General features: G+C 40.0%; 17 protein-coding genes. All 17 read left to right on the top strand.

Going from position 1 to position 21,579, the window contains the following annotated elements; all coding sequences use genetic code 11:
* The first annotated feature begins 632 nt into the window (after positions 1–632).
* The 17 genes from Q5691_RS24750 to Q5691_RS24670 all read left to right on the top strand — a co-directional run bounded on the left by Q5691_RS24750 (position 633) and on the right by Q5691_RS24670 (position 21,438).
* Positions 633–1,727: a glycosyltransferase gene (locus Q5691_RS24750; protein ID WP_333312034.1), complete on the top strand. Its 1,095-nt coding sequence runs from the start codon at positions 633–635 to the stop codon at positions 1,725–1,727.
* Between the two features lie 39 nt (positions 1,728–1,766).
* Entirely contained in the window at positions 1,767–4,001 is a 2,235-nt protein-coding gene (locus Q5691_RS24745; protein ID WP_333312035.1) for a polysaccharide biosynthesis tyrosine autokinase, read from the top strand.
* Between the two features lie 237 nt (positions 4,002–4,238).
* A complete protein-coding gene (hepC, locus tag Q5691_RS24740; RefSeq protein WP_333312036.1) occupies positions 4,239–4,922 on the top strand; it encodes a heterocyst development glycosyltransferase HepC in 684 nt (227 codons plus the stop codon).
* Positions 4,923–5,281: 359 nt separating this feature from the next.
* Positions 5,282–6,196 carry an NAD(P)-dependent oxidoreductase gene (locus Q5691_RS24735; RefSeq protein WP_333312037.1) on the top strand — a complete coding sequence of 305 codons (915 nt, stop codon included), beginning with the start codon at positions 5,282–5,284 and terminating at the stop codon, positions 6,194–6,196.
* A gap of 75 nt (positions 6,197–6,271) precedes the next feature.
* Positions 6,272–7,549, top strand: coding sequence for a glycosyltransferase (locus Q5691_RS24730; protein ID WP_333347697.1), 1,278 nt, complete (start codon positions 6,272–6,274; stop codon positions 7,547–7,549).
* Between the two features lie 135 nt (positions 7,550–7,684).
* Entirely contained in the window at positions 7,685–8,641 is a 957-nt protein-coding gene (locus tag Q5691_RS24725) for a decaprenyl-phosphate phosphoribosyltransferase (protein WP_333312039.1), read from the top strand.
* A gap of 33 nt (positions 8,642–8,674) precedes the next feature.
* Positions 8,675–9,259, top strand: coding sequence for a YqeG family HAD IIIA-type phosphatase (locus Q5691_RS24720; protein WP_333347695.1), 585 nt, complete (start codon positions 8,675–8,677; stop codon positions 9,257–9,259).
* A 64-nt stretch (positions 9,260–9,323) separates the two neighbouring features.
* Complete coding sequence (locus Q5691_RS24715; protein ID WP_333204359.1) at positions 9,324–9,662, top strand: SMR family transporter; 339 nt, start codon at positions 9,324–9,326, stop codon at positions 9,660–9,662.
* A gap of 293 nt (positions 9,663–9,955) precedes the next feature.
* Entirely contained in the window at positions 9,956–11,557 is a 1,602-nt protein-coding gene (locus tag Q5691_RS24710; protein WP_333312041.1) for a glycosyltransferase family 39 protein, read from the top strand.
* A gap of 133 nt (positions 11,558–11,690) precedes the next feature.
* The gene (gene hepA, locus Q5691_RS24705) at positions 11,691–13,526 is read left to right on the top strand and encodes a heterocyst formation ABC transporter subunit HepA (protein ID WP_333347692.1); all 1,836 of its coding nucleotides are present in this window, start codon (positions 11,691–11,693) and stop codon (positions 13,524–13,526) included.
* Positions 13,527–13,579: 53 nt separating this feature from the next.
* On the top strand, positions 13,580–14,686 hold the full coding sequence (locus tag Q5691_RS24700) for an acyltransferase (RefSeq protein ID WP_333312043.1): 1,107 nt from the start codon (positions 13,580–13,582) through the stop codon (positions 14,684–14,686).
* An 82-nt stretch (positions 14,687–14,768) separates the two neighbouring features.
* Positions 14,769–16,043 (top strand): hypothetical protein, encoded by a 1,275-nt coding sequence (locus Q5691_RS24695; protein WP_333312044.1) that lies wholly within the window; start codon positions 14,769–14,771, stop codon positions 16,041–16,043.
* 15 nt (positions 16,044–16,058) lie between these two features.
* Positions 16,059–16,352 (top strand): glycosyltransferase, encoded by a 294-nt coding sequence (locus Q5691_RS24690; protein ID WP_333347689.1) that lies wholly within the window; start codon positions 16,059–16,061, stop codon positions 16,350–16,352.
* A complete protein-coding gene (locus Q5691_RS24685) occupies positions 16,349–17,476 on the top strand; it encodes a glycosyltransferase family 4 protein (protein WP_333347686.1) in 1,128 nt (375 codons plus the stop codon). Before Q5691_RS24690 ends, Q5691_RS24685 begins: the two co-directional genes overlap by 4 nt.
* Positions 17,470–18,399 carry a glycosyltransferase gene (locus tag Q5691_RS24680; RefSeq protein WP_333202428.1) on the top strand — a complete coding sequence of 310 codons (930 nt, stop codon included), beginning with the start codon at positions 17,470–17,472 and terminating at the stop codon, positions 18,397–18,399. Before Q5691_RS24685 ends, Q5691_RS24680 begins: the two co-directional genes overlap by 7 nt.
* A gap of 143 nt (positions 18,400–18,542) precedes the next feature.
* A complete protein-coding gene (locus Q5691_RS24675) occupies positions 18,543–19,946 on the top strand; it encodes an O-antigen ligase family protein (RefSeq protein ID WP_333347683.1) in 1,404 nt (467 codons plus the stop codon).
* A 301-nt stretch (positions 19,947–20,247) separates the two neighbouring features.
* Positions 20,248–21,438 carry a glycosyltransferase family 4 protein gene (locus Q5691_RS24670; RefSeq protein WP_333312048.1) on the top strand — a complete coding sequence of 397 codons (1,191 nt, stop codon included), beginning with the start codon at positions 20,248–20,250 and terminating at the stop codon, positions 21,436–21,438.
* The last annotated feature ends 141 nt before the right edge of the window (positions 21,439–21,579 follow it).

Raw genomic sequence — 21,579 nt, 5'->3', positions numbered from 1 at the left:
TCTAATGTCATATCACGCTATGGCAAACACTTCTCTAATCATAACGTACTCTGATCCTTTCCTTCAGGGCACTACCAATTTTTATATGAGGCACAATATTCATCAATAAAATTGATGGTGGGTCGAGATAGCCGGGCTTCATCCATAGACAGCAAGTGGGTTTTGGTCATTTTTGGCTATTATACTTCCATCAGAGTGACAGAAGAGCAATAGTGCCAGTTGGGGGGTGCGGAATGTGGGTTAGATGGGTCTGAAAAACTTCTGCGTAGGTGATTGCCGACACAGTGGTTGTCAGTAGGGGGTATCATACTGATCGTATAGGGAAGTAATCGGCTTCATGTACAAGACAGGACACCAGTAATTCTGCCTAAGCACAAGCGATGTAACCCTCGTGCTCACGATCAGGACTTTTATACGACTCGTCAACAGAATTGAAAACTGATGATCCAACTGAAGCAGTATCGGGTGATTGAGATACGTTCGTCTAGCCTGTAACCACATTTCTCGGTGCGATTTACCTTGGTGCTTTCGTTATCTGGTTGAATTGATGACGTACTCTAGGAACGGTGAAAGAAGAAGTATTGGCACAACGGCATCGTCGGTGTGGGATGTTATAAAATAGAGAGAGTAGTATGAAAATTGCACTAGTCCATGATTACTTGACACAACCCGGTGGGGCAGAGCGTGTATTTGAATTGCTGTGTAAACGCTACCCCAATGCTGATATTTTTACGTCTCTGTACGAACCTAAACGAACTATTGATCTAGGTGAACGTGAAGTTCGCACAACTGTACTTCAGAAAGTTCCAGGGGCAAGTAAGAATTTTAGGCTAATGGCTCCATTTTATTTTTCAGCCTTTCGAGCCTTGGATCTAAAAGACTACGATATGATTATCAGCAGTACCACGAGCTTTGCTAAAGCTGTGCGAAAAAGACCAGGAGCAATACATATTTGTTTCTGTCACAATGTCACCCGTTTTTTGTGGGATACCACAACTTATCTTCGAGACTATGCTACCTATCGAAATCTTTCGGGTATGCTAGAACCGATTTTTCAGCAGATGAGAAAAGCCGATTTAGATTCTGCTCAGGAGCCAGATTTTTACATTGCTAATTCCAGCACAGTTGCCAGTCGTATTCAGCAATTTTATGGAAAAAAATCAGTTGTTATTAACTATCCCATTGACATCAAAAAATTTATTTTCTCCAAAGATAAGGAGGACTTTTACTTGACCTCAGCTCGTCTTCTTGGTTACAAACGCATCGATGTGATTATTGAAGCATTCAATTGGCTGGGATGGCCATTATCGATCACGGGTGATGGCCCAGAGCGAGAGCGTCTTGAGTCTAGAGCTTTAAAAAATATTAAATTTCTAGGTCATGTCAGCGATACAGAACGCAGTCAGTTGATGTCTAAAGCTCGTGGTGTGATTGTTGCAGCCTTGGAAGATTATGGTTTGGTTCCAGTGGAAGCTAATGCTAGTGGAACGCCGGTAATTGCCTATGGTAAGGGTGGTGTATTAGATACTCAGATCCCAGGTAAGACAGGAGTTTTTTTCAATTTACAGACACCTGAAGCGATTCACACAGCAGTAGTTGAGTCCAGTAAGATTGCATGGGATTATGAAAAAATTCGCTCCCATGCGATCGATAACTTTTCCGAAGAAGCTTTCTTTGGAAAAGTAGAGGGGGTGATTGAGGAAGTTTGCGGCCGTCATCAGCGATAAATATATTTGGTTCAATAGGTTTACGATTGAGGCGTAGAAGTGATTGAAAACAATATAAACTCAATTGCTGAAACAGAAGCGGGCTATGGAGAACTGTTTGCAGTTCTAATCCGCCGACGCTTTTGGTTGCTAAGTGTTTTGTGTATTGTCTTGGCTGCTGCCACTGTAAAAGCCTTGAAGGAAAAGCCTACCTATACAAGCTCAATGCAGCTCCTGGTAGAATCTAATTATCAAGGCAAAAAAGACGGTAAAACAGGTAATCAATTTGCTGATTCTAATGTTGAGATAGACAATGCTACTCAGCTTAGTTTGATGCAAGGTTCTCAGCTCATCCAAAGGGCGGTGAAATTGCTTCGCCCTGAGTACCCAGGAATCGATGTAGAGGAGATTAGAAAATCCTTAGCTGTCAATCAAGTGGCAGATGAGAAGGCAAAAACTCAGACTAAGATTTTTCAAGTAACTTACACGGCTAATAATCCGACTCAAACCCAGAAAGTCCTACAAGTAATGCAACGGGTTTATCTGGATTACAACCGAGAACAGCAGAGACTACGTTTAACTAAAGGTCTTGCCTTCATTGACGAACAATTACCCAAGGTTCGCAAGAACGTTGCTCAAGTTGAGGCTACCTTAGAAGAGTTTCGCAAAAATCAAAATCTGATTGAGCCAGAAGTACAAGCAAAAGCTCTGACTGACGCAATTAACAACCTTCAGCAGGAGCGACGGACAAACCAAGCGACTAGAAGGGAGCTTCAGGCTCAATACGACTCTTTGCAGCAGCAACTTGCCAGTTCTCCGCAGGAAGCGCTCGTGGCGGCACGGCTAAGTCAGTCTTCTCGTTATCAAGCCTTACTCAACGAAATCCAAAAGACAGATTTAGCCATCGCCCAGCAACGGATACGCTTCACTGACCAAAACCCAGTTATTCAAAAGCTACTCTCGGAGCGCAACAAGCAACTAAGTCTCTTGCAAGCAGAAGGGGAACGTGCTACACCAGAAGTTTCTGCTCAGATCCCGGATACGGGAGAAAGCCTTTTGAAAGAAAGGCAACTCGGTGCAACTGACTTAATTATCGCGACGAAGCTTCTGGACATTCAGACAAACTTAAAGGGCCTAACGTCACGCGACGAAGCACTGGCAAACAAAGAGCAGCAGCTCCGTGTAGAACTCGATCGATTTCCTAATCTATTGGCTAAGTACACTCGTTTACAAACAAACATACAACTCAAGCGTGAAACTTTTCAACAGTTAGAGAAAGCACGGCAGGACTTAAGTTTGGAAATTGCCAGAGGTGGATTTGATTGGCAAGTTGTTGAAGTACCGCAACCCGGTAAAAAGAGTAGTTCCAAAAAACAGCAAAACATTATGCTGGGTGTCGTGGTTGGATTGTTCTTGGGTGTTGCTGCGACTTTTGTTCGCGATATGTTGGATGATTCTGTTCATAGCTCGGATCAGTTGACAAAACTGGTTCCCCTACCTCTACTAGGAATGACTCCACAGTTACCGCTGGTCAAGAAGAACAAACTGATCGTGAAGCTACCTTTCGGCAAGCGACAAGCTTCTGCCGCTTGGGCAAGCGAACCAATCATCAAGCTACCTTTTGGCAAGCCAGAAGGTATGATGCCTTGTACGATTGAAGTAATTCATAGTCCACCTGCTTGGGAATCCTTTGACCTAATTTATAAGAACATTCAACTTCAAAATTCTGGTTCGACTTTCAGTCCTTTAGTCATTACTTCAGCATTGGATGGTGAGGGAAAATCAACAATCGCATTAGGTTTGGCAATTAGTGCTGCGCGTCTACATCAACGGGTACTGCTAATTGATGCTGATTTCCGTCAGCCGATGCTGCATAAACAGCTCAATCTCCCTAATGAGTATGGGCTTTCTACTCTGCTGGAAAGTAACGGTACAGTGCCCATACGCAGTTATATTCCATCGTCAGACATATATATTGATATTTTGACTTCTGGGCCAATACCCGAAGATCCCGTAAATCTGTTAAGTTCTCCTCAAATGCAGAGATTAATGGCAGGGTTTGAGCAGAGTTATGATTTAGTTCTGCTGAATGCACCTCCTGTTTTAGGGATCGTAGATGCTCTGCTGGTTGCATCCTGTTGCCGGGGGGTAGTGTTGGTGGCACGGATTGACCTAGTGACAAAAACCGCACTTACTGAGACTACCGCCATGCTGAACAAGTTAAATACGATCGGACTGATCGCGAATGGGGGTATTAGTCTCAAAAAGGGCAACATACCCAGTGTCAAGTCATAAAAACGTTCTATATCATAGATTGTGTAATTTGTCAAGATTCAAATCCTATGTTGTTGAAAAAAATATAAAACATCAAAGTATTGTAAAGCTTTCTTAAAGATATGGACTTGCGCTTGAGTTTGGCTAAAACACAAATATAATTCTACTTAAGTAATCCGTGTAGGGAAATCTTGAATTATTAAGTAATTTTACCTACAAACAATAATTTAGTAACATTAGCGTCAAGTAATAAAAACCATGACCATTTTAGCCGTGTCAAATTTAAATATCTATTCCTCTGTAGAGCCACAGCATTCAAGCCATTACTTACCTCACTGCATTCTGAAGTGGCGACAGGGACAGTTATTCGTCAGTCTCGGACAACAGACCAAACAGCCTTATATCTCCGCGTTTGAGACAGAGCAACAACTAATAAAATGCTTGAAACGATCTCCAGTACGGCTGGTTCGCCTCCATCCAACCCTCGGTGAGGCAACACTGAAGCTTTGGGCAGATGCCTGCGAGCAAGCGAACAAACCCGTGTTTCTACGGAGCACTATTCAAAAAAAATTTCAAAAGCAAAGCCAACTTAGTCCCCAGCCCAAACAATGGATGGACTCAATTGTCGCCTTTCTTTTGCTTTTATTGCTCAGTCCGATTATAGTGGCGGCAGCTATATCGATCTACCTATATTCACTAAAGCCGAGTTTCCCTCAGCAATGGTACATTGGCAGAGGAGGCAAGTTCTTCCGTCTTCTCAAGTTTCCCACGATAGTAGCTAATGACAATTCTCGTGCTACACCTTTAATTCGTTGGATGTGTAAGTACAATGTGGATAAATTACCGCAGTTGTTCAATGTGCTACGGGGTGACATTAGCTTGAGGGATTCATTCTCTCCTTTGACAATATCGAAGGCAGTAAAACTCAGCTTGGAAAGTTAATAATACGTGATTGCATTATTGGAAAGTGCAGAAGCTCAAATTCAGGGAAACAATTCAAATGAGGTTGATTTGGTTGTGATAAACACTGAAGTTTCAATTTAAAAAGCTTCTGCGCTTCATTCCAAGTTTATGGAAGCAATCGAGGGCTAAGGCCATGCTTCTCTAACGCATCTACAAAAATCAATAGTTTTCGGGGAATCTTGATTCTGTCTTTGAAATTACAACCCAGATTCCGCACGCACCTCATAAATTTAGGGGGAACACACTCTAACTACCCATAAATATAACGATTAATGATGAGCTAAAGTCCATATATAGTCCGTAAAAATTCCAACTATTGAAGTGTAAACAGGTGGAAAATGAAAAAAATTTTAGTGACTGGTGGAGCAGGTTTTATAGGTTCGGCAACAATCACTGAACTTCAAAAGCATGGTCATGATATTTATGTTATTGATGACTTATCCTTTGGAAATAGAGATTTTTTGACAATTTCTGATACGTATTTTCATAAGCTTGATATTTTGAACGAAGATGGCTTAACCGAAGTTATTCATAAAATGGATCCAGATTGGATTATTCATCTGGCAGCCATACACTTTATTCCCTACTGCAATCAACATCCCTTCAAGTCGAGTAACATTAACATACAAGGGACTCTCAACGTATTAAGCGCTGCAAAAAGCTTAAAAAATTTAGAAAAGATGTTTTTTGCTTCGACAGCAGCAGTTTATCCAATTTGTGACCATGCTATCCCAGAAACTCAGCAAACGAACCCTCTAGATATTTATGGGTTATCTAAACTAGCTGGCGAACATTTGATGAATGAATTTCACCTACAAACATCTATTCCTACAATAATTTGCAGGTTTTTCAATGCGTTTGGTCCTAATGAGACTAATTTGCACTTGATTCCTGAAATTCAAAGGCAAGTTAATTCTGGTCTAAGAACTATTGAGCTGGGCAATCTCGAACCAAAACGAGATTTTATCCATACGTATGATATGGCAAGAGCCATTTTTATGCTGCTTGATAGGTTTGATGCTGGAATTGATGTATTTAACTTAGGGAGAGGTCAAGAATATTCGGTGATAGATGTAGTAAAAGAATTTGAGAACCAACTGGGAGAAGAAATTACGATCAAAGTGGATCAGTCGAGAGTGAGAAAAGTAGAGCGGATGCATTTACTAGCTGACATCTCTAAACTTAAAGCCTTTATGAACTGGGAACCTGAAATTAGTCTTAGCGAGGGAATTAAAACTTTACTTAATCACTAATATAATTTATTTTTTCATAATTTATATTAGTGATTAAATTGAAATTCAAAATCAAACGTGATGGAGGTAAACCCAATGAGTCAAGCGAAGAAAAAGATTTTGTTTCACTTACCAACTCTAATCGATCCCCGCAATTACAACGGAAGACAGGGTAGAATTTTAGGGGTTTTAAAATATTTTAGGGAGCGAAAAGAGTTTTTTGAAGTGCATGGTGTAGGTGGCAATGAATTTGGACTTCCTCAATGGAGTTCGGAACAAAGAAAAGAAATATTAAATTTTATAGATAACGTATTTATATACGAAGGTGAGCGTAACTTATTTGACTTCGTATATACTCGAAGCCAAAGCTTCTATTATCAAAAATTATTACGGCAACAATTACCTGTCGATTCTGATTACTTGGCTCCTCCCGGTTATGTTGAATTTGTTCGGAATTTAGTCGTTCAAAATAAATACAATTTTATTTGGATTAATGTCCTTGACTATGCTCATTTAGCAGCAAAAAGCAAATTGGGGGTTCATAGTATAATTGACCTGCATGATATTACCTCCAATTTCCGCCTGGTTAGGAAAAATATCTCTTATTCTAAAGGATTGAAATTTGACTATGAGTCCAATTTGGATTGGGAGATTAAACTAATTAATAAATTCGATCGGGTGATTATTGATGCTCAGGATGAGAGGACAATTCTTAGCTCACACCTCCCGTCCGAAAAGTTATGCTTAGTTCCCACTTTAATTGAAGGGTTGAGTTATGAGTCAAATATAGTTCCTTATCAAGGCAGAGAGTTTAAGTACGATCTGCTGTTTGTTGGTTCTAATAATCAACCAAATAAGGAGGGTTTAACTTTTTTCCTTAATTCAGTTTTCCCTGAGATTGTTCGTCGTAAACCTGATACTCTGCTGATAATTGCTGGTCAGATAATCCAAGATATTCAAGTTGATACCTCTTTCAAAGAAAATGTTAATTGTTTGGGATACGTTCCGGATTTAGCAGAGATTTACTTCAAGTCGAGAGTGGCAATTTGTCCTTTAATAACTGGGGCTGGTACTAAATTTAAGCTTGTAGAAGCAATGGCTTATGCAATGCCGATCGTTGCTACTAAAATTTCTGCTTCGGCACTCAGTTTGATAGATGGGGTAAATGCCTTTGTTACAGATGATCCAAAAGTCTATGCTCAACAAATCCTCTCCTTACTTAACGAACCAGAATTAGCTCAAAAGATTTCCCAAGAGGTTGCTATAACCTTTAAGAACGAACACTCAAGTTCAGCGGTATACTCAAAACTTGATGAGATATTGGGTATATCCCTGTCTCAATCAGAATGCAATGCTGGGAATTTGAAGTTGTGATGATTTTATTCAACTTTCTCTACAGATTTAGCAAACATCTCATTTTGGAGCAAATAAATATAATCCGAACTATTGATTTATCTGTTAGTTTATCGCTATCTATCATACTGTTAGACAAGGAAATTTCAAAAGAGTATGTCTACAAAAAATCAGGTTTTATCCTCACCAGGAAACATAGCATACTTTAAGGCTTTGCGTCCAAGACAATGGACAAAAAATCTAATTGTCTTTGCTGCACCTCTGTTTGCCTTTAGCATCAATTTACAATCACTATTAGGTAGTTGGTTGGCTTTTGCATTATTTTGTGGAGCGTCTAGTAGTTTCTATTTAATTAATGATATTGTCGATCTCAAAGCCGATCGTCAACATCCTGTTAAAAGTCAGCGACCGATCGCCTCTGGATTAGTTAGTATTCCCGTCGCGACAGGAATGGCCGTTTTGCTATTAGGTAGCGTTTTGACTCTTAGCTGGTTAAGGAATCCTCAATTAGGTGCAAGCATTACGGCTTATGCCTTATTGCAGGTTGCTTATAATCTGAGACTTAAACGGATAGTGATTTTGGATATTGGTGCGATCGCCATCGGATTTGTTCTCAGATCCCTCGGTGGTGCAGCAGCTACAGGTGTAGTTTTATCATCTTGGTTTCTACTCTGCACAGCAATGCTGGCATTGTTTTTGGGGATTGAGAAGCGCAAAGCAGAACTGCGATTGGCACAACTCAAAGGTAGCAAACCTCGTTCCGTCCTCAAACGCTACTCCTTACCAATGTTGAGTCGGATGGAAAACGTTGTTACTTCTAGTACAGTTGTAACCTATGCACTTTGGAGTTCAGGTCCCTATATGCGTGGAGCATCCACTTCTTGGATGCTACTGACATTGCCATTTTTACTATATGGCATTTTTCGCTATCAACTACTAAGCGATCCCCAGGAAATTTCGATCAATAGTGATAGTAAGATTGAGCAAGGAGGAAGCAGTGAAAGACCTGAAGAAGTTTTATTAAAAGACGTACCAATACTACTCACGGTCATCGGTTGGGTGTTCACCTGCTTTACGATTTTGTGGCTAAAAAATCAAGCACTAATCGACTAAAAGTTTCTATACCAAAATTGGAGGAATAGGTAAATGAGAAATTTTAAAAATTGGTTCCTCAAGTTACGCCAGATAGGAATCAAAAGAAAACTTCATACATTGGCACACGGAGCCGATGGAGTAGCTCAAATCGATATTGACTGCTTGAGGGAATCTGGCATTAAAGGAATCATTCTCGATCTAGACAACACGATAGTCTCTGAAGACGATCTGTATTTATCTCCTGGTGCAGAAGAATGGATTACACAAACAAAACTGGCAGGCTTCCAATTTTTTATTCTATCCAATGGGAAACGAAGCTATAGAGTCAAATATTGGTCTCATCGTTTGAATATTCAGGCTATTAGTCCAGCCAAGAAACCTTTTCCTTTCGCATTTCACCAGGCGATTGCTTATATGAAAGTCAACCCTAAACAAGTAGTGGTTATAGGTGATAGCTTACATACTGATGTTGTAGGAGCATGGCTTTCTGGGTGTTGGTGTATCCAAGTTGCAACACTGCCCCATCCACCTAGATGGTGGGAAAAAATTGCCGGAGAATGGATACAAAAATCTTATCCAGACATTAATAATCTTGGAAAATTTGATGCTGTTTTTGAATATCAAAGCTTTTTGTAGAAGATAATTTAGATAAAACAAACACTATCAAAGTCATTTAGTCATAAGAGAGGAAATTTTAGCTATGTATAATCAATTCGTTTTTGGCTTGCTAATTTTTATTGCAGTCTGTCTAAATACAATTGCTCAAACTCTTTTAAAACTAGGAGCCGGTCAAAATCCATTAAACCTATATTTACTAGGGGGTATTTGTAGTTACGGCTTAAGCACAGTTTTTTATATAATAGTTTTAGGAAAAATGAATTTATCTGTCGTCTATCCCATAGTTATAGGTTTAACAGTTGTGTTAACAACAATAGCTGGAAATGTGATTTTGCGGGAGAAAGTTTTATATGTTCAATGGATAGGGATCGGTTTAGTGTTAAGTGGTATTTGTGCGATCGCTGTTGTAAAAAATAGTTAAGTCAAGTTAAATGTAGTTCATCAAGTATTAAACCTGGGGGGTAATAACCCGGCTGGAACCCAGAGCGAGTAAAAATTTACCCGACTTCTGCTAAAATAAAGATAGGCAAGATAGGCAGCCTAATGGTTAGATACTTGCGGATCAAAAAAAATGTTACCAACATTCTAATAAGACTCACTTACAAACACAACTGACTTATGCTAAGTTGATAGGTGTTCGGGAATGAAAGCATGATTTATCCTACAAATTTCATATCCCCATTCAGCAACGGCATTTACTAATCTATTTGAATTATGAACAATTCAACCATCATGATAATATATAAAATCAAATCCTTAATCAATTCTTTGTCTGGACCCAAAAGTTTATGCCTGGTATTGCTACTATTAGGTATATTTTTTAGGTTTGTCAATCTTGACCAAAAAATTTACTGGCGTGATGAAGCACTCACTTCATTACAAATCTCTGGTTATACCCAAAAAGAATTCATTCAACAAACTTTCAACGGTCAAATTCTTAGCTCTGAAGATTTACAGAAATATGTGCATATTAGACCAGAAAAATCCCTAACAGATACCATTAATGCTTTGGCAACAGAAACCCCCGAACATCCACCCCTTTATTACATAATGCTACGGTTGTGGGTACAGTATTCGGGTGATTCTGTGGCAGTAATTAGAAGCCTTTCTGCTTTTCTGAGCTTACTGGTGTTTCCTTGTATTTACTGGCTATGTATGGAACTATTTAAGTCTCCTACGGTAGGCTGGATGGCAGTTGGATTAATAGCCGTATCACCATTTCATGTACAGTATGCCCAGCAAGCACGAGAGTATAGTTTTTGGACTGTAACAACCTTATTATCAAGTGCTGTATTGTTACAAGCCATGCGGCAAAAAACTAGAGTTAGTTGGGCAATTTATGCAGCGACGCTAGCGATCGGACTATATGGTTACTCTTTCTTTGTATTTGTTGCAATTGCACATGGTTTGTATATTTTAATAACTTCTAATTTTCGATTTACCAAGACACTGATTTCTTATTTTGCAGCATCGATTATAGGATTTATAACTTTTATACCTTGGATTTGGACTACTATCTATCACTTACCGGAAGTAAATCGGTCAATGGAATGGACTAAGGAAAAAGCAAGTTTATTAGACTTGTTTAAAATGTGGTTCAGTAATATGAGATTAATTTTTTTTGATTTAGAAATACCTAAAATACCATCTTTTAGTTTATTCTATTCATTGGTTTTATGTATTACTGTGTTGATTGGATATTCAATTTATTTTCTATGTCGTCACACCCCAAAACAGGTTTGGCTGTTTGTATTAATATTAATTATTTCTAACTCTTTACCTTTAATGTTACCCGATGTAATTTTTGGGGGAACCCGGTCAACAACTGCTCGATATTGGATTCCTTGCTATTTAGCCATTCACCTATCTATCGCTTATCTTTTTACTACTAAAATTACCTCTATAGAAATTTCACAACCAAGAAAATTTTTGAAAATAATCATAGCTATTGTGATTTCAGGTCAAGTTTTAGCCTGTGCGGTGAATGCTAACACAAAAGTGTCGATAAGTAATCCATCTCAGAATGAGAAATTAAGTCAACTTATTAATCAAACTAATCACCCACTTGTAGTGAGTAGTAATTATAAATATAACCCTACTGAATTATTATCTTTGAGTTATTTACTTGATTCAAAGGTGCGGCTTCAGTTAGTCAAGAGCTCTGATCTGCCTGATATTCCTAATAAATTTAGTGATGTGTTTGTTTACAGCCCTTTCGGCTTACCTCCAGTATGGCAGGATGAATTACCAAAAAAATATAACCTAGAGCCTGTTCAGCAGTTAATAAAATTGTGGAAGTTAACAAAAATAAATTGAAATCGGCAGCAATTAGAAGAGTATCTGTCAGTTTAGAATTTAAAATTTTTATAACTATTTTTAGATTTGTCCAAAATTTATGGTATAAAATAGAATAGCTATATAACTTATTGATTAATATCACTCAAAAAATATGCACCTAAAAATTCCTACTTCAGTTAATGATCTGATAAAAAATACAAAATTTTGGCAGAAAAATTACTTGTTTCTGCGAGAATTCAAATACTTTCCTAAAGTTGTAATCTTAGCTCTAGTATTTTCATTTCTGGCCGCGACTTTTGAAGGTGTTGGTATTGGGTTTCTGCTTTCCTTTTTACAAAGCTTGACGAATCCTGATGCAGCACCGATTAAGACAGGAATCGGCTGGTTTGATGTTTGGGTATTAGGAGTCAATACATCTGCTACCAGCCGATTCTACCGAATATCAGCTTTAATATGGCTGAGTACCTGGACGCGCGCCTTATTTAACTATTTGGCGCAGACTTATACGGAAAATTGTCAACTTAATTTGATGGATCGGCTCCGCAAACAGATTTTTGAACAACTTCAAGCTGTAAATCTGAGTTACTTTGCTACAACAAAATCAGGAGAATTGATTAATACAATTACCTCGGAAATAGAAAAATTTAAGAACATTTTTAATGGCAGTGCTTTCTTGTTTACTAGGGGGCTAACCATCGCCATTTACCTGATGTCGATGATTTTGATTTCGTGGCAGTTGTCACTCATTTCAATAATGCTTTTCACTCTTATGGCTGTAGGCTTGTCTACGTTGAATAAGCGAGTCCGTGAAAGAAGTTTTGAAATATCAACCGCTAATGGACAATTTACCACAACAGCTATAGAATTTATTAGTGGAATTCGGACAATTCAGTCATTTGCTACTCAGGATTTTGAGCGAAAGCGTTACTACAAAGCTAGTGAAGATTTTGTCAGCGCCTCTGTCAGAATTATCCGGCTTTGGGCAATGGTAAAGCCCATTGCGGAAGGGATAGCAACTACAATTTTAATTGGTATGATTCTTGTAGCGTTCACGGGTGTTTTAACGAATGGTCCGCTGAAAGTAGCTTCCTTACTAACATTTCTATTTATCCTGGTGCGCTTAGTTCCAATTATCCAAGATGTGAATGGAACTAGAGCAGTTCTTAGTAGTTTGCACGGCTCTGCTGAGAATATCAAAGACCTTTTGAGAACGGATAATAAAACATATTTTAAAAATGGCAAAATTGATTTTTTAGGCTTAAAGCACTCGATTGAGTTTATCGGTGTAGATTTTGGCTACGATACTAATGATTTGGTTCTCAAAAACATCACGGTATCCATTGAACGAGGAAAGATGACAGCGCTGGTAGGATCTTCCGGTGCTGGCAAAACAACTTTGGCTGACCTGATTCCTCGATTCTACGATCCAACACAAGGGAAGGTGCTTATTGATGGAATCGATCTACGACAGTTTGAGATCAACTCTCTGCGACAAAAGCTGGCTATAGTAAGTCAGGATACTTTCATTTTTAATACTTCGGTTCGCAACAATATTGTTTATGGAAAAGAAGGCGCAACAGAAAAGGAAATTCAAGAAGCAGCTCGACTTGCCCATGCTCTAGAATTTATTCAAGATATGCCTGAAAGATTTGAGACTCAACTCGGGGATAGGGGGGTACGATTGTCAGGCGGTCAACGCCAACGGATTGGGATCGCTCGTGCTTTGTTACGCAATCCAGAAATTTTAATTTTGGACGAAGCAACCAGTGCTTTAGACTCTGTATCAGAGCGATTGATTCAGGAGTCTATAGAAAAGCTTTCTGTAGGTCGTACCGTAATTGCGATCGCGCATCGTCTATCAACTATTATGCGAGCCGACAAAGTTATTGTACTCGAGCAGGGAGAAATCGTAGAGCAAGGAACCTATAATGAATTACTGGCGCTACGTGGCAAACTTTGGGATTATCACCAGATGCAAAATCAATGAGGTGATACAGAAGGACAGAAAAAATTCAACCACTTTTACAAAGGAATAAAGATATGAGTGCAACTCAAAACCTTTCAAAAACTAGAAATCCAGGTTACATGATTCAGTTAGATGCCCTTAGAGGAATAGCTGTATTTGCTGTAATGCTTGAACACTTTGTAACAAGCAATGTTTCGGGTTCTATTCTCTCTTATTTAAAACCAATTCTCCATTGGGGTACATCAGCAATTACACTTTTTTTCGTACTTAGTGGTTTCTTGATAACTGGTATTCTCCTCCGGTGTAGAGATACCATCAAATCAAATAATCAAAGTATCGGATTTACACTTAAAAGATTTTATATACGGCGTTTTCTCCGGATATCTCCTATTTACTATTTAGCCCTTGCTGTCACTGCTATTGGCTTCAAGCAAGTTAGAAGTGTCTTTTTTTGGCACTTGACTTATACAACCAACATTATGGTTCTAATCAGAGGTGAATGGGATGATACTTCAAGCCACTTTTGGACATTAGCCATGGAGGAACAATTTTATCTAATTTGGCCGTTTGTTATGCTATTTTTGCCTAAAAAACACCTGTTAAAAGCTATATTTATAACCATTGGTCTGGGAGTTGTATCTAAGTTTATATGCTATGGATTTAACTTCAATGAAGTCCAGATTCTTGTTTTCCCTCTTGCATCTATGGATTCACTGGCACTAGGTGCCTTACTCGCATTCTACAAACATAACCACGAGCAGTTTAAGCAAAATCACCAGATTTTATGTAATTTAGGATTATGGGTTTGCTTGCCATTACTTATTTTGTTTAATAATATAGCGCTATTTAATATGTTGGTTAGACCAACCGTTTTGGCGATTTTCTATATATGGTTAATCAGTCGGGCATCGGAAGGCTTTAGCGGTCTTCCTGGAAAGATTTTGGAACTGAAACCTCTTGTATTTCTGGGCAAAATTAGTTATGGAATCTATCTGTACCATGTGTTCCTAAATCCTACCTTTGCGAAAGCCTATGAGTTGAATTTATTCTCTCAAATTCCGCTACCGCTTGAGGTTTTATTGAAAATGATAATTACACTGGCGATTGCAATACCATCTTGGCTATTGTTTGAAAAACCGATTAATAACTTAAAACGCCACTTTAGTTATAAGAAAATATAAAAAAAATATTTTCTAGCAATTCCGTGGCTCAAAATACTCTGACTCTCTACGAAAAAGCCTTTTCTCAAAAGCGAGGAGAACAATGAAATCCTTATCCCCATCTCAGCTATTTCATAAATATCAAGCAGATGTTTGGTTAGTATTCAGCCTAATATTATTCACTGGCTGCACTTCTTTTGCCACAGCACAGTTAGTTAATCCTATAGTCTTTAATGTCACGGACATTTGGTTTGATAGTGATATCAATAAAAGCTTCTTCCGAATGAGTGACTCAAATTACAACCATGCTACAATTTCAGCTCATCCTCTGTATGCCTTAGTTAGTTGCTTACCAATATTAGCAATCCTAACAATCTTTCATTTGGAACATATTACAGGTATCAGAGCATTTATTTCTGTAGTTTCTGGGCTTTTCATTGGAACAATATTTATCCTCTTCAGGTTGCTAGGCTACCAAAAAATTGATGCAGCAATTTTTAGTATTTTGGCATCCATAACCGCAGCCGCAAGATTTTGGTTTGTTGTCCCAGAATCGTTCTTATTTGGAGGAGAGACTATTTTACTTGTGTACTGTCTTGTTACAGTAGCAGATTATCGCCAACTTTCCCCTTATTGGTATATGGCTGCGAATGTTTTAACCGTAGGTATAACAATCACCAATTTGATGGCAGGAATCATAGCGACTATTTCAGGAAATCGATGGAAACAATGTTTAAAAATTTTTGCTGGTGCTTTTGTTCTATTCATACTGTTAGCTACTATCCAAAAATTCTTCTTTCCAACTGCCGCGTTAAGAGCAATTTTTACTAGAGGAGCAGCAGAGCAAGCGGACTATTTATACTGGCCTTCAAATATCTTTATGGTTTTAAAGAGATACAGTGTTTTTTTCTTCCATTCCATTGTGATGCCCTCTCTTGAGATCATTAATAGTAATTGGGTTGGTTCATCTGGAGGTCAAGTATTGAGTATTCAGACATCAGCTCTAGGCTCAGGTGGCTGGTGGGGGAAAGTTGCAACTGTTACTTGGGGAGGGTTATTAGCCCTGGGATTGTATGCACTTTTTTCCGTAAAGCAGCATCCTCAATTAAGATTTACCCTTGGGTTTACGCTACTGGGACAGCTATTACTTCATACAATTCATGGTTTTGAAATCTTTCTCTATTCATTACATTATGCTCCTTCATTAGTAATATTAGTGAGTCTCGGAGTCCTCACAAAAATGCGACCTGTGGTGCTTGGATTAGCATTGATTCTAGTGGTGACAGCGGGAATTAATAATGCACTTCAATTCTCCAATGCGATCGATATTCTTCAAAATGCTCAGATTATTGGTCCCGAAAAAGTTCTATTACGTTAACTAACTTAATCTCTTATGCAATTCGTCGCTTTTATGGATGCTATAGCTTGCGGTTTAGCCCCTGTCACCACTTCCACCCCAGGGCCGATGGAAGTTCAGCGCAATCGGGATAATGGCATTTTAGTCCCGCCTCGTGACACTCTGGCGATCGAGAATGCTTTGGAACGCTTAATTATAGACCGCCCCTACCTGGAAAAATTGCGCCGTAATGCCTATGCTGCGACACAAAAGTATAGTTGGCATGGGAATGCCCGCGATAATCTGACTTTGTACGAAGCAACTTTGTCTCAAAAAAGAGGTAGTAAATGAAGCTTTGCCTCGTTACACACAAAGTCATGAAAGGCGACGGTCAAGGTCGCGTGAACTATGAAGTCGTCACAGAAGCGATTCGCCGCGGTCATCATGTTACCTTGTTAGCGAGTGACGTAGACCCGAAACTGCAACAACACAGTCAGGTCGATTGGATTTCTATTCCAGTTAAAAAGTATCCATTGCAACTTGTTCGAGAAATAGCTTTCTCCACTCAAAGTGCTTGGTGGTTAAATAAACATCAAAAAGAATTTGACGTTATTAAACTCAATGGTGCAATTACTTCGGCTAAGGGAGATGTGAATGCAGTGCATTTTATCCATAGTTCCTGGTTGCGATCGCCCTGCAATCTCTCAACACAAAATCTGAGCTTGCGTGGCACTTATCAGCGGTTTTACACTGCCTTAAATGCTGATTGGGAGAAAAAAGCCTTCGATCGCGCGAAAGTCGTAGTAGCCGTTTCTGAGAAAGTCGCCCAAGAATTAATCGCGATCGGTGTTCCACGCGATCGAATTCGGGTGATCTTAAATGGCATTGATTTACAAGAGTTTGCTCCCGGTATTGTCGATCGGCAAAAATGGGGTTTACCAGAGGAAGTGCCTCTGGCGCTATTTGCTGGGGATATCCGTACACCTCGGAAAAACTTGGATACAGTCTTGCATTCCTTAGTGCAAGTTCCCCAATTGCACCTCGGAGTTGTGGGTGGAACCGCAGGTAGTCCTTATCCTGAGTTAGCGCGATCGCTAAACTTAGAAAATCGGGTGCATTTTCTGGGATTCCGGCAAGATGTCCCCGACTTGATGAAAGCAGCAGATTTTTTAGTTTTTCCGTCCCGTTATGAGCCTTTTGGTTTAGTGGTACTGGAAGCGATGGCGACAGGAATACCCGTGATTACGGCTGCTACGACGGGGGCGGCGCAGTTGGTGACACCAGACTGTGGCTTCGTTTTGCCAGACTCAGACGATACACAGGCTTTAGCTGAAGCCTTGAATCGATTAGTTAAATGCGATCGGCAACAAAGACAGCAAATGGGTCAAGTAGCTAGAACTATAGCCGAACAGCATAGCTGGGCTAATATGGCAAGTAATTATGTGAATTTATTTGAGGAACTCCAGCCGTGCTGACTATCTCAGTTGTCATTCCCAGTTACTGTCGCCCGAAAGACTTAGCACGCTGCTTAGACGCACTCAAAAAGCAAAAACGTCCCGCTGATGAAGTCTTAGTAGTAGTTCGGGATACGGATACTGAAACTTGGACATTTGTCCAAACATTAAACTCAAAATTCTTACCACTGCGAACTGCCACAGTGAGAGAGTCTGGTGTGGTAGCCGCCATGAATGTAGGAATGGATGTCGCCTGTGGGGCTATCGTCGCCTTTACCGATGATGATGCCGCACCTCACACCGATTGGCTGGAACGCATCGAGGCTCACTTTTTGTCAGATAGCAATATCGGTGGGGTAGGGGGGCGGGATTGGGTGTATCACGGCACCCAGTTAGAAAAGGGGGAACGCGAAGTAGTGGGACAAGTGCAGTGGTTTGGCAGAGTCATCGGCGGACATCACTTAGGGATGGGAGAAGCCCGTGAGGTAGATGTGCTCAAGGGTGTAAACATGAGTTTTCGGCGGAGTGCGATCGGCCAAATGCACTTCGATCGCCGGATGCGAGGTACTGGAGCCCAGGTACACTTTGAACTAGCATTTAGTCTGGCCTTAAAACGGGCAGGCTGGAAGCTAATCTACGATCCAAAAGTAGCAGTCGATCACTTTCCAGCCCAACGTTTTGACGAAGATCAACGCAATAGATTCAATGACATTGCCTTGATTAATGCCGTACACAATGAAACTTTAGTTTTGTTAGAAAACCTATCATTGACTCGACGTACTGCATTTGTATTCTGGGCAACATTCGTGGGAACACGAGATGCCCCGGGTTTTTTACAATGGTTACGATTCCTACCTAAAGAAGGCACCTTAGCAGGACAGAAATTACTGGCATCTCTACGTGGACGTTGGCAGGCTTGGGAAACATGGCAACAGTCCGAATAAAGATGTAAGATGTTAGGTGTTAGGTGTTAGGTGCTAGGGAAAACAATTCTTCAAACCTAAAACCTAGTTAAAGATTCCTAAAAGCTAAGATTTAAAACTGAATATCTAGTTAAAGATTCCACAAACCTAAAAAGTAGTTAGTAATGAGTCAAATACAGGGAATTCCGAATAACTCTCGAAAACAGGGCTTCTCTCTGACACTACAACCCCAGGCAGCTTGGATGGCAATCCTGGGACTTTTACTGATTACTGCCCTCTGCCTTGCAGCAGGTCTGGGTAAAGTTCTGAATATAATCTTTCCAGCGGGTTCTCTTGCCGTCGGCCTGTTCCTATATTTGCGGTATCCCATCCTCTATGTAGGTTTCACTTGGTGGGTGTTTTTCCTCACACCTTTTATTCGCCGTGTGTCGGATTTTCGGAGCGGTTTTACCGATCCCAGTCCCATGTTGTTAGCCCCTCTACTGGTGGCAACAATCGCCATTGTAACTTTCTACCGCAACCTTCCCAAAGCACATCAACAAGGTGGCTTACCTTTTATCCTATCTGCTATGGGTGTGTTTTATGGTTTTCTGGTTGGTCTGATTAATGGCTTACCTGTTCCGGCGATCGTCTCTCTGATGACTTGGGTCAGCCCCATTCTGTTTGGTTTCCACTTATTTGTGAACTGGCGAGATTACCCCAGCTATCGCGAAAACATTCAGCGCACTTTTCTCTGGGGTGTGTTAGTGACAGCATCCTATGGCGTCTATCAATACTTAGTTGCACCTGAGTGGGATTGTTTCTGGCTGATACAGACCAAACTATATACCAGTATGGGAAACCCCGAACCCCTTGGACTTCGAGTGTGGAGTACCATGAATGCGCCCTTACAGTTTGGATTAGTGATGCTAGCGGGGAATATCTTGCTATTTATTGGTCAAGGCAATTTGCGTATTCCTGGTTTAGCAGTTGGCATTTTGTCTGTCCTGCTAACATCGGTACGCACAGTTTGGGGAGGTTTGATAATAGCTTTAATTACCCTGCTCGCTTCTCTAAAAGGGAGTTTTCAAATTCGTTTAATTGCTTTTGTCCTGATGATCGCCCTATGTCTTGTACCATTGTCCACAGTCGAGCCATTTTCCCAAGTCATTCAGTCTCGTGTAACCAGTTTGTCTAACGTTAAAGACGATCAGAGTGCAAAGGACAGAGCAGACCTCTACGGCAGAACACTAAATCTTGCGCTGAGTGAGGTTATTGGTAAGGGAAATGGAACTCTTCAGCCAATCGACAGTGGAATTATCGAACTACTTCTCACCTTGGGCTGGATGGGAGCCATTCCCTATATAGGTGGTTTACTCCTAATTTTTTACAGCCTGTTCCAATCCTCTAAGTCTAAGTCTGATCCGTTTGCCAGTGCATCTCGTGCTATTGTTGTTGGGTTCTTGCCAATGCTAGCTGGTTCAAATGTGATCGTTGGTATCTCTGGCATGGTTTTCTGGGGATTTTTGGGTATAGGCATGGCAGCTAACAAGCACTACCAGCATCAACGAATTGCCGGATTTAAATGAGATAGAAATTTTAATTTTCAAGACCAAAAAATTTTAGATCAAAACTAGAAAAATCGAGATAATGTTGGTTTTCAATACGAGCGTAAAAATTTAACGTGACTTACAGTCAGGAACTAAGTCGCAAAAACAATGTAAATTGTAAAAAACTAACGAGCGCACAAATTTATTATAAAAAACATTGTCTTTGATTCTTAATCGTGGTAAAATTTATCAGTGCTAATGATAAAAACTTGGAAAACACCACCACCGATCGATAAAAAAATGTGTCCCAAGTAACAGTTTATGAGGTCAAGAACAGAAAATGGAAAAACAAAAAACAGTAGGTTTTCTCTTAAAGCGTGTCGATTGTAATGATGGGGTTGCCTCCCATTGCGAGACTATGATTCGCGGTTTAAAAGCGCTTGGGTGGAAGGTCGTTCTGATTACGGGACCTGTGAATTATAATGCAGGTTCTGTCAGCCGCTTTGAAGCACTTAAAGACTTATCAGAAGAGTGGATAATTTTTGAGGATCTGAAACCTCTTTTTCCCAGTTGGGGTAAAATTACTCGGATCTTGGAACTCGTAAATAAATACGATATTTCCCTATTTCACGCACACGGATACGCGATGTTAATTCTGGGGCGCATTCTCAAAATCATCACTGGCATAGATTGTGTTGCTACATTTCATCCATCAGTACACGGTGAAGATCCGACACTACTTAAAGATGCCGTATTGCGACCGCAAACCACAAAATACTTCATATTTTTGAAGCTATTTGCCCCAAAAGTATTTATTGCAATCTCTTCAGACATTGAAAGATTTTTGCTAAAAGATTTGAGTTTTCACAAAACTAAAGTCCGCAAAATTATAAATGGCATCGATACGAAATATTTTCGTCCTCCCAGTCCAGAAGAGCGAGAAAATGTACGCAAAAAGTTTGGATTAGAAGAAAAAGACCTGGTATGTTCTCTGGTAGGCAGACTCAATTGGAATAAGGGTCACGATCTTTTGATTGATGCCGTTAGACAAGCGAGAAATGCTGTTCCTGAAATGTCTGTGAAGTGTTTATTTGTAGGTTCCGGCCATCAGGAGCAGGAGATTAAAGAATATGCCTTTGTTAGTGATGATGATTCGCGTTCCTTTATCTTTTTGGGGTATGTGGACGAGCTGCGGGAAGTATATTGGGCCTCAGACATTTTTGTGCTACCGAGTCGCTCAGAAGGCTGTCCTCTGGTAGTGGCGGAAGCGATGAGTTGCGGAACAGTTACCATCCGGACAGAAGGCGGAGGATCTCGGGATCAGATTGAGGATGGAAAAACAGGTTATATCGTTCCCTTTGACGATCCAGAGGCTTTATCAAAAGCCATCCAAAAGCTTGCAAACAAGGGTTTTCGCTTGCAAATGAACAAACACTGTTTAGAGTTTGCCTCCGTGGCATTCGATCAAGAATTGATGGTTGAGAAGACGGAAAAGTTGTATTGCGAGTGTTCCGGTATGGAAACAAAATAAAGTTTGAAACTTGATCTCACGGAGGGGCAATGCCGTTTCCCTACCCCAAAATAATCAATCGCCTGGGTGCATCTCACTTTGGCAAATACATCAAATTGAAAGTTGACCGTTGAGATAAGCACAGCGAAGAGAAAGGATAGA

The sequence above is a fragment of the Microcoleus sp. w1-18aA5 genome (assembly GCF_036701705.1).
Lineage (GTDB): Bacteria > Cyanobacteriota > Cyanobacteriia > Cyanobacteriales > Microcoleaceae > Microcoleus.
The sequence above is the reverse complement of the archived record's forward strand: the minus strand, read 5'-3'. Positions and strand labels throughout refer to the sequence as shown.